The organism is Streptomyces sp. NPDC050636, from assembly GCF_040654775.1.
Taxonomy (GTDB): Bacteria; Actinomycetota; Actinomycetes; order Streptomycetales; family Streptomycetaceae; genus Streptomyces.
The window spans coordinates 179,893-195,456 of sequence record NZ_JBFAIP010000001.1; the positions used below are offsets into that span (position 1 = coordinate 179,893).

Genomic DNA, 15,564 nt, shown 5'->3' on the forward strand with positions numbered 1-15,564 from the left:
GTCACCGTGGGACGTCCGGAAAACCAGATCGGCCTAGAAGGTGACGCGGCACTGAGGTCGTTGGCGTTGTGGCTTCGTGCCCAGCGTCAACGCGCCGACCTCACCTACCAGCAAATGGCCGAAGTGACCGAATATACACACAGCACACTCTCACGCGCCGCCAACGGACGACGCGTTCCACGACTGGAAGTCGTAGATGCATACGCACGCGCTTGCGACGCAGATGTCAGCGAAGCACGGCGATTGTGGCGCAAGGCACGTCAAGCCAGTGTCCACGCCCTCCCGGGGGCCCCTGATACGGCTGCAATGCGCCCCGAGTACGTCTCGAACTTCGCCGAGCTGCATACCGCTATGACCGGCGTGCACCGAAGCGCCGGCATGCCGTCGTTGCGGGAACTCGCTCGGCGGGCAGGAAATCATGGTGAACTGCCACGCAGCACGCTCCACAGCATCCTGCGCCAGCAGGCCATCCCCTCCCGACAGCACCTTCTTGCCTTTGTGAAGGCGTGCGGCGTCAGCGGCCAGGCCACACAGGAGTGGGCCAGCGCATGGGATCGCGCCAGCAGAAGGCATACAAGGTGGACAACGGCAGCAACCTTTAGGTCAGCTCTCCCATGGAGAACACCTGTCCAGGGTGGTGCCTACGACACAGTCGATGAAGCAACCATGACACGACTGATTGCCATGAGGTCGCTTCCATTCAAGGGACACATCGAAACAGAGCGGTCCATACTTTCGGCTCGCTCGCGCAAGCTGTTTACCCTCAGCGCCCTGTACTACGGAAATCTGGCGTTGATGAAGGGCATCAAGGTCGACGGAGACCAATATCTTCAACTCGCGACGCTGTACTGGAACGCCGTGGACACCATAATCCCGGAGTGGGCAATGGTAAGAAATCGCGCCATGTTTGCACCCGAGGTTCGACGGGACTACGTACACAGCCATGGAATTGCCATTCATTGCCTAGGATCGATCGGCAACGCCTTGCTCCAGAGGTCTCCGGACCCTGAAAAGTGGGAACCGTACCTTCAACGTCTGGCGCTCGTAGACTGGGCACGGTCAAACCCGGATTGGGAAGGCCGAGCACTCGTCGGTGGACGCATATCGAAGAGCCACCAGAACGTCATACTCACCGGGAACTATCTGCGCCAACGGATCGGCCTTCCCCTCAGTCGCGCAGAGAGGGAAGTTGAGTCGTCCTTCCTGCGGTCCGCGCTCCAGCCCGACGGCTACGCTCCGAGCCCAGGCATCACCGCCCGACGAGGGCCCCTCCAAGTCACATGATCCTGAGAAGCGGCGTGGACCCACCCGCCAGACAGAACAGCCCCGTGGCCACCACAGCCCCCGGCAGAACGGATCCAGCACACATGAGGCCGGGAAACGCCGCGAACACGTGAGAACTACGGAGGGGAGTTTTACCAGGCCAGATGCCCTGGATCCGATGTTTACGCAGGTCACGGCCTTGATCAGAAAAAACCCCTAAAGCGGGTGTCGCAGGTTCGAATCCTGCCAGGACACAGAGAGACACCTGGTTAGGGGCCCACACGCCCCGGCGGGCGAGAGACCAGCAATGAGACCGACCACGACGTCGTCGTACCTACCCAGCTCGTCATCCGGGGCGGCACGGCACCACCCCGTTCGTAATCGCGACCGCACCGTGCTCGCGTGCGGATCGAAGAGGCGGTTGGGGAGGGCGATGTCAGTGGTCGTCCGTAGCGTGGTGGTACGAGAACCTCGGGAGGCTACGGGCATGAATGCGAGCTACTACCGCAGTCAGCTGGAACGCAAGAACAAGGCACGCGCTGATGCGGAGAAGAAGGTCGGTGAGTATCGCCGTAAGGAGGCCGACAAGCGCGCCGCCGCCGCGAAAGCTCGCGCCTCTGCCGCAAAGTCGAAGAACGCCAGCACGGTGCGGAGCAAGCTCCGGGAAGCGGACCGGTATGAGGATCAGGCGAACACTGCTGCTCGTGACGCTGCGTCCTGGAGCACCAAAGCCGCGAAGTACGGAAAGGAAGCAGCAGACCTGCAGGTCAAGCTGGCCAAGGCAGAGCAGGCCGAGCAGCAGGCAGCCGAGCGAGCACGTCAGCGTGAGCAGAAGGAGGCCGAGCGCCGAGCCACGGCCGAGCGTAAGAAGATCCAGGGCCGCCTGGCCACGACCGAAGAACAGGTCGGCATCGTGTTGCGGCAGCTGCGGGAGCCGAAGCCGGAGAAGCTGCGGGTGCTGATGCTGGGTGCCGCATCGGAGGGCGACTTGCGGGTAAGCCGCGAGCAGGCACGTATCCGGACAGCGGTCGAAAGAGCCCTGCACCGCGACCTCGTCGAGCTGGACGTCCACCCCGCCGCTACGACCGACCATCTACTCGACGGCCTCACCAGGTTCCGTCCCCACGTGGTGCACTTCTCCGGCCACAGTGACACCGATCTGATCGTCTTCGAGAAAGACCTCGACGAGCCTCACGAGGGCGCGATCGTTACAGATCGGGCCTTCGCAAGCGCCATCAAGGCCACCGACGACCCGCCGCTGCTGGTCCTGTTGAACTCCTGCCGCTCCGCCGCCCAGATCAAGAACTTGGTTGAAGCGGTGCCGTTCGCCATCGGCATGGCGGACGAGATCGGCGACGGCGACGCGATCACGTACGCCGCTCGGTTCTACGCCGCTGTCGCCGACGGCCAGTCGGTCCGGGCAGCGCATAACCTGGGCCGAGCGGCCGTGGAACTCGCTGGTTTGCCGGACCACGAACTGCCGACCCTCGAATGTGCCCCTGACGTCGACCCCAGCACCACCTTCCTGGTCAAGCCGCCTCAGTGACCGGCCGTGTCCCACGGGGTGGGCGGCGCTTCAGCAGTTGCGACTGGTGGGCTACCCGCGCGAGGGCACATCCAGGGCACATGAGCCTGGGAAATGACGCCGACCAGCGAGAACTACCGAGAGTAGTTTTCACTGGCGCGCACAAATCGCCAGGAAACCCCAGGTCAACATCCCGCCCCTCCCAACCACTGCACAAGTGGCAAGACACAGCTCTCCGCCACCAGCAGGGTGAACCGCCCTGGTTCTGTTGGCGGCCCTGATGTGCTTCGTGCTGATGCCCCGCCAGGCCGGTAGGACGGCGTGCGGGAGCCCCGGCTGCCGGACGCTGGCCATGGCCCGTGCGTCGCAGTACCGGTCCGGACGGACGCTGATCGTGCTCGGACCTTCACAGGGCAAAGACCACGAGGGCTCAGGCGCCCGAACGCAGAGCGTCCTTGTCCCGCCCTCGCCTCTCAGTGTGACGTCTTACGATGAGGCGGTGCTCCGCCGGAGGTCCGGGGCAAGCAGTGTGGGTCGGTCGGACGGGGTGCGGTTGGGGTGAGCAGGGCGGGGCAGGCTGGGGAGGTCGGCAGTGTCTTCCGATGCGAGCTGGCCACGCATTTGGCAGTGCACGGGCTCCGTGGTCGGCCGGTGTCGGGGCTGGACGTGCCCGCAGGGGTGTGGCCCGTCCGGCTGGACTTCGAGACCAGCGACCCAACCGACGACATCCGTGTCACCTTCTCCGACGGGCGCCGCGCCTACGTGTCCGCGAAGCGGAAGATCGACCGAGGGCGTCCGCTGGAAGAGACGCTCACGGGGTGGGTGGGACAGGTTCCGATGCTCGGTCCCGACGATCTTCTGGTCATCGCCGGCGAGGAACTCGTCGGTCCGGTAAAGAACCTCGACCGGGCTCTGCGACGCCACCGTGCGGGCCTGCGCATGGAGACTGGTGACGAGTCCACGGCTCTTGCCCTCGTCACCGACCGACTTCCGTCGCGGGTCCGCAGGCTCGTCCTCGACCAGGCGCGTGTCCTCCACCTACCTGGCTCGACCGGACCGGCACCGCACCGAGACCTCCTGGCTGCCCTGATGGACTTCGTCGTAGCGGACGCGCGGGGACACCGGGCCGTGAGCGCCCTGGCCGACTTCTTCCACCGGCAGGCGGGCGAGGCTCTCGGGAGTTCCACCGAGGACTGGGTCGCCGCCCTGGCCGCCTCGGGGGTGACCGTGCTCCCAGACCCGGGGGGTCCGGTGGCGATGCGGCTGGCCTCCCGTCGGAAAGCTGTCGATGCGTACTGCACCCGGCTCACAGCGGAGGCCGGGCGGATCGACCTAAGCCTGCTCGCCGATGACCTCCCGCCCCTCGTCGTCGACGACCTCGTCGGCGGCCTCCGGATCGACGTGGAGGGCGAGCGTACCTCCTCCTTCCTCCTCCAATACCTGAGGCGCTGGCGCCGCATGCTCATCGTGGGGCAACCGGGCTCAGGCAAGTCGGTGGCGGTACGCGAGATCGCGGCCCACTGCGCTAGCCACGCCGACGCCCCCGCCCCGATCCCCGTGTCGCTGCCGCGTCTGCTGAAGGGACAGCCGGGACGCCTAACCCTCGACGGCCTGGTCGATGACGCTGTGGCGGACACCGTGCCGGACTCGGACCGGGGACCGCTCGCCGCGTACCTCCATGAGGAAATCGGCCAAGGGCGCGTGCTCCTCCTCTGCGACGGGCTAGACGAATGCGGGGCGCGCGCGCCGTGGGTCGCGCAACAACTCGAAGAGATTCTCGCGTCTCTGCACCCCTCCTGCGGGTTCGTGGTCACAACACGGACGAACGCACAAGGGGCCGCGGCCCGGCTCGGCCTGCCCCGGGTCGAGCTCGCGCCTCCACAGGATCTCGACGCAACGGTCGATAGCATCCTCGTCGCCTGTGCCGCAGCACGGATTCCCGGGCCGGACCGAGCGGCCTTCCTGGCAACGCGACGCGCCTGGATCAAGGATGCGAAGAAGGAGCACGCGCATCTGCTCGCGGTGCCGCTGCTCGCCGCTCTGCTCGCCCTCGTCTGCGCGAACGCGCCGGATGCCGACCTCCCCAAAGGGCGTGCGGCGTTGTTGCACCGTGCGGTGGAACAGTCCGTGCACCGGTGGGAGCGGCTACGGGGGACGCTCGCCCCGGCCCGGCCCTGGGCACCCGCCCTGACGACGAGCATGCTCCTCGACGGGTTCGTCACGCTCGGACGGCTCCTCGACGGCGAGGCGCCCCCTCCAGCGGGACGCGCCCTCGAGTCACTGACCGGCATGCTGAGGGACCCGCTGCGATGGGCCATGCCGCCCGCGGCAGCCGACGAGGTGGCGGAGCACGTGCTCCGGTTCTGGGACGAGCACGTCGCCGTGTTCGTGGTGAACGGCGCGGGCGAACTCACCGCCCGCAGCAAGGTCTTTGCTGAGATCGCAACGGCCATGTGGGCACGGTCGTGCGGGGCCGAGGAACTGCGGGACTGGCTGCGCCACGCCCTCGTCCACACGGACTCCGACGGAGCCATCGCACTCGCCGCCGGACTCGCTTCCCGTACGGCTGAGGCTCTACTCGACGTCGGCGAGACACAGCGGGAGGCCACCCTCATGGTGGCTGACCTCGCGGCGCGCGGTGTCGTGACTCTTTCCCACGGCGAACTGGAACGGGCCCTGGACCAGCTCACGGACGGTGCTCTCGGCGCGCTCGCAGGCGAGCCGGTACTCCCGCGTGGCCCTGGCAAACCCCCGGAGTTCTTCCCGACGCTGTGGGACAAGACGCGCGACGCGGGGCCCTGGCCCTTCGTGGAGGCCGCGTGTCTGCTGGCCCTGCCCTCGATGTCGCGGTGTCGGCGGGCGGACCTTGTGGAACTGTCCGAGCTCGATGACACCGCCGAGTCGATCGCCCGGACCCTGTGCGCGCTGACGGACGCCCGCACGGACGCGTCCCCCTTGAGCGGAGCGGAGATCGACGCGCTCCGCGCGGTGCTGGCGCTTCCCCTGCCGCAGGACTCCGAGATGGTGCAGAAAGGGCGGCGCAGTTGGGAGATGGTCGGTGGCGGCCGCCTCACACCAGGGCTCGCGCAGGTCGCCCTAGGCGCGGCCGAGCACCTGGGAGAGCTTCCCGACGACGCGGGTGAGTACGTGTTCGCCCTCGCGATGCACACGCCCGGGTACGTCGCCGAGAGGATCTACGCCGTACTCGCACGCGCGGGATTCGACACGAGTCGGCGTTGGGGGAACATCGCCGCCCAGCTGCGAGACTGGGCATCCAGCGCCCAGGACGACAGAGCGGCTCTCCTCTCGGACCTCGTGTCACTCCACGGCCCATGCCCGGAGTCCACAGGCGGGGACTTCTGGTCGCTCACCGCCCTCGGCGACCTTCTCGCGGCGACCGGATACTCCGATTCTCCGGCGAACGAGATCGACCGCGCCTTCGCCCACGACAGCGCGGCGGAACGCCGGGCGTGGCTCGACGCGATGGCTGACGCGTACGGCATCGACAAGGCGGCCGTGGCCACCCAGGCTCGTCACCTCCAGCAGATCACCGCGCCCGATGCCCTGCTGGACGAATGGCTCGTCGCGGGCACACGGCCTCTGGTCAAGCCCTCGCCCATCCCCGGCGTCGGGCAGGTCCTCACGGACGCCCAGCAGACGGCGTTGCTGGCGTGCCTGGAAGCGGACTCCTCGTGGATGGCGTGGTCGGCGGCGAACATGCTGATCAACCTGGAGGGAGGTCGCGTTCCGTGGGACGGTCAGGAGCTGTTCGACAGGGACATGACCCATTGGCCTCGCCACCGGGCGGCCCTATTCCACGCCGTCGCCCTCATGACCTCAGGCGATCGGCGCCCTTCGCTCCTGGCACGGGCTGCTTCCTCGGAGTCGGCGGACCACCGATTGGCGGCGAGAATGCTGATCTCTGCCGTACCGCGTCTCGACCCCAACGGTTCGATCGTGGAGGCGCTGCGCCGGGACGCCGACCTGTCGGTCCGTCCGAAGGACGCGCATCAGGCCACGCCCGCCCCGACGCACTGGAGTTGCAACCGCTGCCGGACGGTCCAGGCCCTCGGCACCGAGGACTGTCTGGGGTGTGACGACGGTGTGCGCCCTCGGCCCTGAGGGGCGAGTCAGGAGCAGAACCACGCGCGACGCGTCGGGCGGAGGCGACCACCGCCGGATATGGAGCGGGCGGTCACGCAGAGTCCACCAATCATGATCCTCACCGTCGACGCGGTGAAGGAATTCGACGTGTGCGTCACGATGGGCTGCGGCCACACCTGCCCGTCTGTCCCGCAAGATTTACCTGGACTGGAAGTTGGACGGCCCCCGCCGACCAGGGCGTCGAGGCCGCATGTCCCATCCGCGACCAGATCAAGACGATGGTCGTGGACCTGATCACCGGGATCGCGGCGGTGAAACCTGAGGCCACAGCGTAGGCGCCTTACACGCGGCACTGACCGGATCGGTTGGGCGAGCGCAAGCCAGCAACGGCGGCTCATGCCAGTGTGGTTCGGGATGCGGACCCACGATGCCTTCCGGAACACACACAGCACACATGAGGCCGAGAAGCGCTGCGAACACGCGAGAACTGGCGAGGAGTGTTTCCGCAGGTCAACCACACTTCGTCGGTAGTTTGCGCAGGTCACAGCCCCGCCCAGGGAAAACTCCTAAAGCGGGTGTCGCAGGTTCGAATCCTGCCGGGGGCACCATGCATTACCACTCTGACCTGGGGTTTCTTCCCCAGGGAGGCGTTCTATTCGGCCTCGGACTCCTCGTCCGGGGCCGTTTGCGTGCGCGGTGCGTGAGCGGACGGGTCGCCAGGCCCTGATATTTCGCCCGACGGATCAGCAGTATCCGGCACGGGCTCCGGGCCGGACTCCTCCGCCTCATCGGGCTCGGACTCCGCTTCGCGGGCCGCTTCCTCGGAGGCGGCGCGTGCGCGCGGCACAAGTCGGGCTGCGGCCTCGGCGATCGCCCGATCCGCCTCGGGAAACAGACTCGTGTACGTATCGGCCGTGATGGTGATCGAGGAGTGGCCGACCATCTCCTGGATGTCCTTCAGGTCAGCTCCGGCCGCGTGGGCGAGCGTCGCGGCGCCGTGGCGCAGATCGTGGAGCCGGATCGGCGGTGGCGGACTCCAGGGGGCGGTGAGCCGCTCGGCAAGGGCGCCTGATGGCTGCCGCGCCGGCTCGACCGACTGCTTCCCAACCTCGACGTCGAGGGCGAGAAACTCTCCCGCACGGCCCCGGCCGGGCGGGTGGCGCCTCCGCGCCGCGAACATGAACTGGTCGGCTGGGGAGTCGGGTTGACCGTGGTCAGGCCCAGCGGCTCGGCGCCGCTGGGCCTGCCGCGTGCGGCGACCGCGTACCTGCGTCAGAGCCGGGACGTGCGCGGCGGCCGCAGCGTCAGCGCGATCGCCTCGGCGAGCAGGCAGACGACCGTGCCGCAGCCCGCGGTGAAGACGCCGGTGCCCCAGGGCGCCGCCGCCACGCCGGTCAGGTACTGGGTGCCCAGCTCAGCATTCGCCTTGGCGACGTCCCCGACGACCGGGGCTGGTAGGGACGGAGCGTCCACCTCTCCCGCCATGTCGTTTGAGGAAGGTGGCCGCCGCCACCAAGCGTCTCACCGGCCCAGGCGGGCGGCCTTGATCTCGCGTTGCGCGAAGACGTCCTCCCGGCGGTCTTCCATCTGCCGCAGTGCGTCCTTGCGGTCTCGCTTGGACAGTCGGTCGAGATACGTGTGACCGAAGAGGTGGTCGACCTCGTGCTGCAGGCACCGCGCGAAGTAACCCGTCCCTTCGATGACGAGAGGGTTGCCGTGCTTGTCGAAGCCGCGAGCGACGGCACGATCGGTGCGAGGAACCGTCATGGTGGCGCCGGGCACGGACAGGCAGCCCTCGGAGTCGTCAACGAGTCGCCGGCTGCCTGGATCGGGCAGGTCCAGAACAGGGTTGATGAGGTGACCGACATGCCGGATCCCATAGTCGTCCGGGCAGTCATACACGAACAGCCGCAGGTCGACACCAACCTGATTGGCAGCCAGGCCGGCGCCGTCGGCCACATACATGGTCAGGAACATGTCGTCGATCAACGCCGACAATTCCGGAGTTCCGAACTCGGCCACCTCCCGGCATGGACGCCCCAGCACCTCCTCACCCACCACCGTGACCCTGCGAACCGAGCCCCGTTCCACCTCCGGTGGCAGAGCCGGATGGGTGTCGACGGGGCGGCCTTGCACACGGACTCGCCGGTCGACGGAACGGGACCGCTCGTGACGAACAGACATGACTGTCTCCCTTTTGCGCACGCCGCAGATGCCGCGGAGGTCCACCGCAGCTGATGCCTTCGGCAAGGGCCACTGCTTGCCAAGATCTTTGCAAAGTAGCAGACTTTGCAAAGTGACTGACGATGACCTCAACACCTCGGACGACCAGACAGTCGGCAACGGCGAAGAACTGCGCGAGCACGAAGTCCGCACAGCCCTGCTGGAGCTGCTCGCCGAAGTCGGCACCGTCACGGCGACCGAAGCGGCTTCCCGGCTGGGCTACAGCTCTGGTCTCTGCTCATTTCACCTACGGCAGCTCGCACGGCATGGATACCTCGAAGAGGCCCCCCGCAGCGGGGGTCGCGCGCGCCCGTGGCGTCTGAGGCAGAACACCGCCACTGCCGGCGGGCCTGCAGAGGAACGGTTCGGCGACTTGGCCCGAGGGCTGGAGGACGAGAGCTGGCAGCGATGGCTGACCCAGCGAGGTGAGGCGCCGTCCGAATGGCGCCACGACGAAGCCTTCAGCGCCGTCGCCTACCTGACACCTGAAGAGATGAGCCGGGTCGCGGACGTGATCCGACGAGCGCTCGTGCCCTACCAGGACCGCGAACAACGCCCCCTGGCCCGGCCCGACGGCGCTCGACCGGTGGCTCTCATCACCCGGCTGTTCCCCCTGCTTCCCCACCCGGCAGACGGCGCGGACCAGGACTGACTAGACACAGACCGAGACACGGACTGAGAACCTGCATCGCTGAACGGACCAGGTGGTTGCCTTGGCGTTGCCGCCCGCTCCGGCGGGGGCGGACCCGACACGTTCATTGAGGCCGCACGGGCCCACGTGAGCTTCACAACTCACCGCCGCCCAAGCCCCTTCCCCCGTACGGACGTTGCTGCGGCCTGCTACTCCGGGCCCCCTGTGCTCCGCGCTCGCCCTCGTGGGTGTCCGCCAACGCCGCCAGGCCACTGGAGCGCGGCCGTGCACTTCGCCCCCACACCGGCCACACCACGAGCTGCGCCGCCGCTCGTCGCCTCGGTTTCCCCGGCAACAAGCCACATCCGCACGCAATCTCAAGAGGCCAGCCCTCGTGGAGCGGAGGACCAGCCTCGAAGTTGGTTCACGGAACTAGAAGAAGCCGAAGAAACCACCCCGGCCGAACCCGAAGAAACCGTATCCGCGACCGTATCCGCGTCCGCGACGGCCATATCCGCAGCCGCCCCAGTCGTCGTAGCCCCAGCCGCCGCAGCCGTTCCTGCGCCTGACAGGGATCACCTTGCGGCTCATGATCGCCTCCCTGGAACTCGTATCACAGACCAGTCCTCTTTGACTGGTCCGATTCCCACGCTACGCCTTTCAGGGCGAATAGCAATCAGCCGGAAATATATGGGAATTAAGGTCGGATCGGACGCATCGTGCACTCAGAGTGCTGACCGGTGGCTTAATGCATTCGCCACAGGGAGTCAGTCGACAAGACCGGCCAAGGGCCCCGAGGTCACAGGGCGTTCGGGTCGAGGGCTCTTCGGGGGGGGCGATTTCCGGAAGTGACCTGGTCCTCCTGCGCAAGGGCCATTCGGTGCTCCGCCCTCTCAACGACCGGCATGGCCTGGTGGCCGCGCACACACCCCTGTGCGGCGCGAAGGACCGACGAAGGCAGGACGGACAGCTCAGCGGTACCGACACTCTCTCGTTTGGCCCTTTTGCTGAGGTTTCGTCAAAAGAGCACCAGGACAGCGGTCAGCGACAGGAGCGTGATGAGGATCGCGGGGGATGAGGAGACCGGCGAGGATCAGGAGGGCTCCTGTCGCTCCGGGCGTCCTGATCCGTGGCGTGCCGGTGTCCTTCGGCTCGGCGTCTGGGCCGGCTGTGGGCTGACCGGCGCCGATGCCACCACCAGCGCCCCTGCCGTACGTGCGCGGGACGCCTCGCGGTCCCGGTCAACACGGTGGCGGATCGCCCGTTACAGGTTGCGGACCCACCCCAGTTTCGAACCCGCCCCAGTTGCGGTCCCGCCCTGGGTGTGACGACGGTTGATTGAGGATCCGCGCGTAGCAGCGAAGGAGTACTCGATGGACGCGTCGTCCGGCACCCCCGCCCCCGAGAGTCCCCCGGGCTCCCTGAGCGCCACCGAGCGCGCGGACTACGAGCGTCTTCGCCGCGCCGCCGGAATGCGGCACCGACGACTGCGCTACGTCGGCACCTCCGTCCTGCTGGTTCTGGCCTTCGTCCTCGCGCCCCTCGGAGTCGTCGCCGCGTGGGCGGACTCCCAGATCTCCGACACCGACCGGTACGTCCGGACCGTCGCGCCCCTCGCCAAAGAGCCCTCGGTCCGGGCGACGTTGACCAACCGCCTGACCAACCGTGTCGTCAGCCAGATACCCACCGAAAAGATCACCGACGCGCTCACCCACGCCCTTCAGGAAACCGGAGCTCCACCGGCCGTTGTCGACAAGGCCGATGCGCTGACCGGCGTGCTGAAAAGCAGCGCCACCACCGTGGTCCGCGAAGTGGTGAACAAGGTGGTGACCAGCGATCAGTTCGTGCAGGTGTGGGACAACGCCAACCGCAGGGCGCACGCGGCCATGGTGAACGTCCTCACAGGTGAGGGAGGCAGCGCCGTCGAGGCCAAAGGGAACACCATCACGCTCGACCTCGGCACCGTGATCAAGCAGGTGCAGACCAAGCTGGTCGACGCGGGGTTCGAGAAAGCCTCGAAGATCCCCGACATCGACAAGTCCGTCGTGCTGGTCAAGACCGACAAGCTGAACAAGGCCCAGGACGCCATGCGCCTGCTCAACATCGTGGGCGTCTGGCTGCCCGTACTCGTCGTCGTGCTCGCCGCACTGGCCGTGTGGGTGGGGCCCTCGCACCGCGGGGCCATGATGAGTGCCGGTGTCGGCATCGGCGTGATGATGGTCCTGCTTCTCATCGCACTCGCCGTCACGCGCTCCAAGTACCTGGACTCCGTCGAGCCGAAGGTGCAGTCGCCGGACGCCGCCGCCGCGATCTACGACCATCTCGTGCGGTTCCTGCAGCAGAGCACCCGAACGGTGCTCGTTGTCGCGGTGATCGTCGCGTTCGCCGGCTATCTGTACGGGCCCGGTCGCGGCGCCCGCTGGATACGCTCCGCCTCCGTCCGCGGCACCGATTTCGCCGGACGGGGCCTCGCGCGAGTGGGTCTGCGCACGGGCGCCACGGGCCGCTGGCTCGATGGTCACCGCGCCGGGACGACGGGAATCCTCATCGGCGCGGGGGTCTTGACTCTGATCCTGTGGAACTACCCCACACCGGGCTCCGTGGCCGTGGTCTTCGGGCTCGCGCTGCTCGTCCTGGTCATCCTCGGCATCCTCGCCGGCGCAAGAACCGAGCCCGCGCGGGCGGGGCCGGGTCCCGGGCCAACCCGTGACGACGGTTGAACGGAAAGTGATCGCCTGAACGGAAGGAGATCACCCAACGACTGCTACGGGGAGGCGGCAAGGAACGACTGCTACGGGGAGGCAGCAAGGGGGCTACGAGTGGCAGGAGGACGACATGAGCAACGTGTACATGGCGTACGACTATCCGGTGCTGGGCGCCTTCTGGACCGTCATGTGGATCTTCTTGTGGATCCTGTGGCTGATGGTGCTCTTCCGCGTCATCGCCGACATCTTCCGCGATCACGCCCTGAACGGATGGGCGAAGGCAGGCTGGCTGATCTTCGTCATCGCCCTTCCCTTCCTGGGCGTCCTGATCTACGTGATGGCCCGCGGCAAGGAGATGGGAAAACGCGAGACGCGTGAAGCCGAGCGGCACCAAGAGGCGCTCAACGCGTACATCCGGGAGACCGCAGGTGGCCAGGGCGCGAGCAGCGCCGACGAGCTGGCCAAGCTTGCGAACCTCAAGGCGAACGGCACGATCTCGGAGGCGGAGTTCCAACGGGCCAAGGAAAAGATCCTCCACTGACCTCAGCCGCGTGAACAACCCTGCGGGTCAATACACCTGGCAGCCGTCTCAGCCCCGGCTGGAGTCGTAACCCCAGCGGGCGCCTCCGTCCTTGCCCATGAAGCACTTCGCCGGGCGGCCGTCGAGGGTCGTGCCCCTGGCGCCGACGGGTGCGCAGCGGCGGCCGAAGTTGATCACCGGTCGCCGGGCGCCGCCGGACGCACGTCGGCAGGTCGGATCGGACCAGCACGGACAGTAGCGGGTCGGCGTCGGGACGCTACAACCGGGAGGGGCGTCCTACGTCACACCCGGCGGCGGCGCCACGGGGCACACCGCGGGAATCCTGCCGGGGGTGCAGTAGCGCGCGGCCGACCGGGCTGGGCGCCGGGGCCTGACCTCGGTGAGTGGTGAGTTATCCACAGGCCGCACGGCGACCGGGCGGTAGCTCGTACGCTTCAGGAATGGCTGAGGCGGACGTGGAAGTGGTCGTGGACACAGATATGGATCCGGGTGCGGGTACGGGTACGGGTACGGGTACGGCAGGGACTGGTGCCGGTGCGGATTCGGAAGGCGCATCCGGCACGAGCGAGGCGGTGCATGTACTGCGCCGGGTGTTCGGCTATGACGCGTTCCGCGGCAGCCAGCAGGAGGTCATCGAGCACGTCATAGGGGGCGGGGACGCGGTCGTCCTGATGCCGACCGGTGGCGGCAAGTCGCTCTGCTATCAGATCCCCGCATTGGTGCGGAGCGGCGTCGGGGTGGTGGTTTCGCCGCTCATCGCGCTGATGCAGGACCAGGTCGATGCGTTGCGGGCGCTGGGCGTGCGGGCCGGGTTCCTCAACTCCACGCAGGATTTCGAGGAGCGGCGGCTGGTGGAGGCCGAGTTCCTCTCCGGGGAGCTGGATCTGCTGTATCTCGCTCCGGAGCGGCTGCGGGTCGAGCAGACGCTGAGCCTGCTGGACCGGGGGAAGATCTCGCTCTTCGCGATCGACGAGGCACACTGTGTCGCCCAGTGGGGGCACGACTTCCGGCCGGACTATCTGGCGCTGTCGATGCTGCACGAGCGCTGGCCCGATGTGCCGCGGATCGCGCTGACCGCCACCGCGACCGATGCCACGCACAGCGAGATCACCTCGCGGCTGCGGATGGCGGACGCCCGGCATTTCGTCGCGAGCTTCGACCGGCCCAATATCCAGTACCGGATCGCGGCGAAGAGCGAGCCGAAGAAGCAGTTGTTGGACCTGCTGCGCAGCGAGCACGCCGGGGACGCGGGGATTGTGTACTGCCTCTCGCGCGCGTCGGTGGAGAAGACCGCCCAGTTCCTGGTGGAGAACGGGATCGACGCGCTGCCGTATCACGCCGGGCTCGATGCCCGTACGCGCGCCGAGAACCAGGCCCGGTTCCTGCGTGAGGACGGCATGGTCGTGGTCGCCACGATCGCGTTCGGGATGGGGATCGACAAGCCGGATGTGCGGTTCGTTGCGCATCTGGATCTGCCGAAGTCGGTGGAGGGGTACTACCAGGAGACGGGGCGCGCCGGGCGGGACGGGCAGCCGTCGACGGCCTGGCTGGCGTACGGGCTGCAGGATGTGGTGCAGCAGCGGAAGATGATCGACGGGTCGGAGGGGGACGACGCGCACCGGCGGCGGCTGTCCGCCCATCTCGACGCGATGCTGGCGCTGTGCGAGACGGTGCAGTGCCGGCGGGTGCGGCTGCTGGCGTACTTCGGGCAGGAGAGCAAGCCGTGCGGCAACTGCGATACCTGCCTCGCCCCGCCGCAGACCTGGGACGGCACGGTGCCCGCGCAGAAGCTGCTGTCGACGATCGTTCGGCTGCAGCGCGAGCGCAGGCAGAAGTTCGGGGCGGGGCAGATCATCGACATTCTGATGGGACGGAAGACCGCCAAGGTCATCCAGTTCGATCACGACGGGCTGAGCGTCTTCGGGATCGGGGAAGATCTGCGGGAGGCCGAATGGCGGGGTGTGGTGCGGCAGTTGCTCGCGCAGGGCCTGCTGGCCGTCGAGGGTGACTACGGCACGCTGGTGCTCACCGAGGCGAGCGGCGAGGTGCTGCGCGGCCGGCGCGAGGTGCCGATGCGGCGGGAACCAGAAAAGGCTGCGAAGGCCGCCAAGTCCGCGCGGGCGGCGAAGGGCAAGCGCGCGCCGGTGGATCTGCCCGAGGAGGCGCTGCCGGTCTTCGAGGCGCTGCGGGCCTGGCGCGGCCGTACGGCCAAGGAGCAGGGCGTCCCCGCGTATGTGATCTTCCATGACGCGACGCTGCGGGAGATCGCCACCGCCCGGCCGGCGACCACGGCCGCGCTGGGGACTGTCAACGGGGTCGGCGAGAACAAGCTCGCGAAGTACGGGCAGCAGATTCTGGATGTGCTGGCGGGGCGGGAGGGGGACGCAGGAGCCGAAGCCGGTCCGGAGGCTGGTGCCGAAGTTGGTGCGGAAGTCGGTGTGAAAGCCGGTGCCTCGGTGGCGGCGGAGCCGCCGGAGGAGGATCACTACGCACCGGAGCCGCCGGATGACATCGATTGGTGAGGCGGAAGTCGGGGGGAGTTAGGGATGGACTGGGGGGCGGCGGGAGTGAC

Annotated in this window: 12 protein-coding genes and 1 pseudogene; 8 read left to right on the top strand and 5 right to left on the bottom strand. The window is 67.8% G+C overall.

Going from position 1 to position 15,564, the window contains the following annotated elements; all coding sequences use genetic code 11:
• The first annotated feature begins 6 nt into the window (after positions 1–6).
• The 4 genes and pseudogenes from AB0I10_RS00915 to AB0I10_RS00930 form a co-directional block, all read left to right on the top strand.
• The gene (locus AB0I10_RS00915; protein ID WP_363150129.1) at positions 7–1,284 is read left to right on the top strand and encodes a DNA sulfur modification protein DndB; all 1,278 of its coding nucleotides are present in this window, start codon (positions 7–9) and stop codon (positions 1,282–1,284) included.
• Between the two features lie 466 nt (positions 1,285–1,750).
• Positions 1,751–2,809, top strand: a complete 1,059-nt coding sequence (locus AB0I10_RS00920) for a hypothetical protein (RefSeq protein WP_363150130.1) — start codon at positions 1,751–1,753, stop codon at positions 2,807–2,809.
• 630 nt (positions 2,810–3,439) lie between these two features.
• Complete coding sequence (locus tag AB0I10_RS00925; protein ID WP_363150131.1) at positions 3,440–6,910, top strand: NACHT domain-containing protein; 3,471 nt, start codon at positions 3,440–3,442, stop codon at positions 6,908–6,910.
• 96 nt (positions 6,911–7,006) lie between these two features.
• Positions 7,007–7,227, top strand: a pseudogene (locus AB0I10_RS00930) (phosphotyrosine protein phosphatase); the annotation flags it as partial.
• A 317-nt stretch (positions 7,228–7,544) separates the two neighbouring features.
• Here the strand turns inward: AB0I10_RS00930 and AB0I10_RS00935 are convergent.
• The 3 genes from AB0I10_RS00935 to def all read right to left on the bottom strand — a co-directional run bounded on the left by AB0I10_RS00935 (position 7,545) and on the right by def (position 9,076).
• Positions 7,545–8,072, bottom strand: coding sequence for a tyrosine-type recombinase/integrase (locus AB0I10_RS00935; RefSeq protein WP_363150132.1), 528 nt, complete (start codon positions 8,070–8,072; stop codon positions 7,545–7,547).
• 92 nt (positions 8,073–8,164) lie between these two features.
• A complete protein-coding gene (locus tag AB0I10_RS00940; protein WP_363150133.1) occupies positions 8,165–8,365 on the bottom strand; it encodes a hypothetical protein in 201 nt (66 codons plus the stop codon).
• A 48-nt stretch (positions 8,366–8,413) separates the two neighbouring features.
• Positions 8,414–9,076, bottom strand: a complete 663-nt coding sequence (gene def, locus AB0I10_RS00945; RefSeq protein WP_363150407.1) for a peptide deformylase — start codon at positions 9,074–9,076, stop codon at positions 8,414–8,416.
• Positions 9,077–9,188: 112 nt separating this feature from the next.
• Between def and AB0I10_RS00950 the strand changes: the two genes are divergently transcribed.
• Positions 9,189–9,767 carry an ArsR family transcriptional regulator gene (locus AB0I10_RS00950; RefSeq protein WP_363150134.1) on the top strand — a complete coding sequence of 193 codons (579 nt, stop codon included), beginning with the start codon at positions 9,189–9,191 and terminating at the stop codon, positions 9,765–9,767.
• A gap of 411 nt (positions 9,768–10,178) precedes the next feature.
• Here AB0I10_RS00950 and AB0I10_RS00955 read toward each other — a convergent pair whose 3' ends face one another.
• Positions 10,179–10,337, bottom strand: coding sequence for a hypothetical protein (locus AB0I10_RS00955; RefSeq protein ID WP_363150135.1), 159 nt, complete (start codon positions 10,335–10,337; stop codon positions 10,179–10,181).
• A 782-nt stretch (positions 10,338–11,119) separates the two neighbouring features.
• Between AB0I10_RS00955 and AB0I10_RS00960 the strand changes: the two genes are divergently transcribed.
• Both AB0I10_RS00960 and AB0I10_RS00965 read left to right on the top strand, forming a co-directional pair.
• On the top strand, positions 11,120–12,466 hold the full coding sequence (locus AB0I10_RS00960) for a hypothetical protein (RefSeq protein WP_363150136.1): 1,347 nt from the start codon (positions 11,120–11,122) through the stop codon (positions 12,464–12,466).
• A gap of 115 nt (positions 12,467–12,581) precedes the next feature.
• Positions 12,582–12,992 carry an SHOCT domain-containing protein gene (locus tag AB0I10_RS00965; RefSeq protein WP_363150137.1) on the top strand — a complete coding sequence of 137 codons (411 nt, stop codon included), beginning with the start codon at positions 12,582–12,584 and terminating at the stop codon, positions 12,990–12,992.
• A 48-nt stretch (positions 12,993–13,040) separates the two neighbouring features.
• Here AB0I10_RS00965 and AB0I10_RS00970 read toward each other — a convergent pair whose 3' ends face one another.
• Positions 13,041–13,169, bottom strand: coding sequence for a hypothetical protein (locus AB0I10_RS00970; RefSeq protein ID WP_363150138.1), 129 nt, complete (start codon positions 13,167–13,169; stop codon positions 13,041–13,043).
• A gap of 263 nt (positions 13,170–13,432) precedes the next feature.
• Here AB0I10_RS00970 and recQ point away from each other — a divergent pair, with 263 nt between their 5' ends.
• Entirely contained in the window at positions 13,433–15,514 is a 2,082-nt protein-coding gene (gene recQ, locus AB0I10_RS00975) for a DNA helicase RecQ (RefSeq protein WP_363150139.1), read from the top strand.
• Positions 15,515–15,564 lie beyond the last annotated feature (50 nt).

Excerpts from the sequence above, each read along its gene's own strand:
- AB0I10_RS00920 (WP_363150130.1), top strand. The coding sequence starts at position 1,751 with ATGAATGCGAGCTACTACCGCAGTCAGCTGGAACGCAAGAACAAGGCA.
- AB0I10_RS00960 (WP_363150136.1), top strand. The coding sequence starts at position 11,120 with ATGGACGCGTCGTCCGGCACCCCCGCCCCCGAGAGTCCCCCGGGCTCC.
- AB0I10_RS00935 (WP_363150132.1), bottom strand. The coding sequence starts at position 8,072 with ATGTTCGCGGCGCGGAGGCGCCACCCGCCCGGCCGGGGCCGTGCGGGA.
- AB0I10_RS00955 (WP_363150135.1), bottom strand. The coding sequence starts at position 10,337 with ATGAGCCGCAAGGTGATCCCTGTCAGGCGCAGGAACGGCTGCGGCGGC.
- AB0I10_RS00965 (WP_363150137.1), top strand. The coding sequence starts at position 12,582 with ATGAGCAACGTGTACATGGCGTACGACTATCCGGTGCTGGGCGCCTTC.
- def (WP_363150407.1), bottom strand. The coding sequence starts at position 9,076 with ATGTCTGTTCGTCACGAGCGGTCCCGTTCCGTCGACCGGCGAGTCCGT.
- recQ (WP_363150139.1), top strand. The coding sequence starts at position 13,433 with ATGGCTGAGGCGGACGTGGAAGTGGTCGTGGACACAGATATGGATCCG.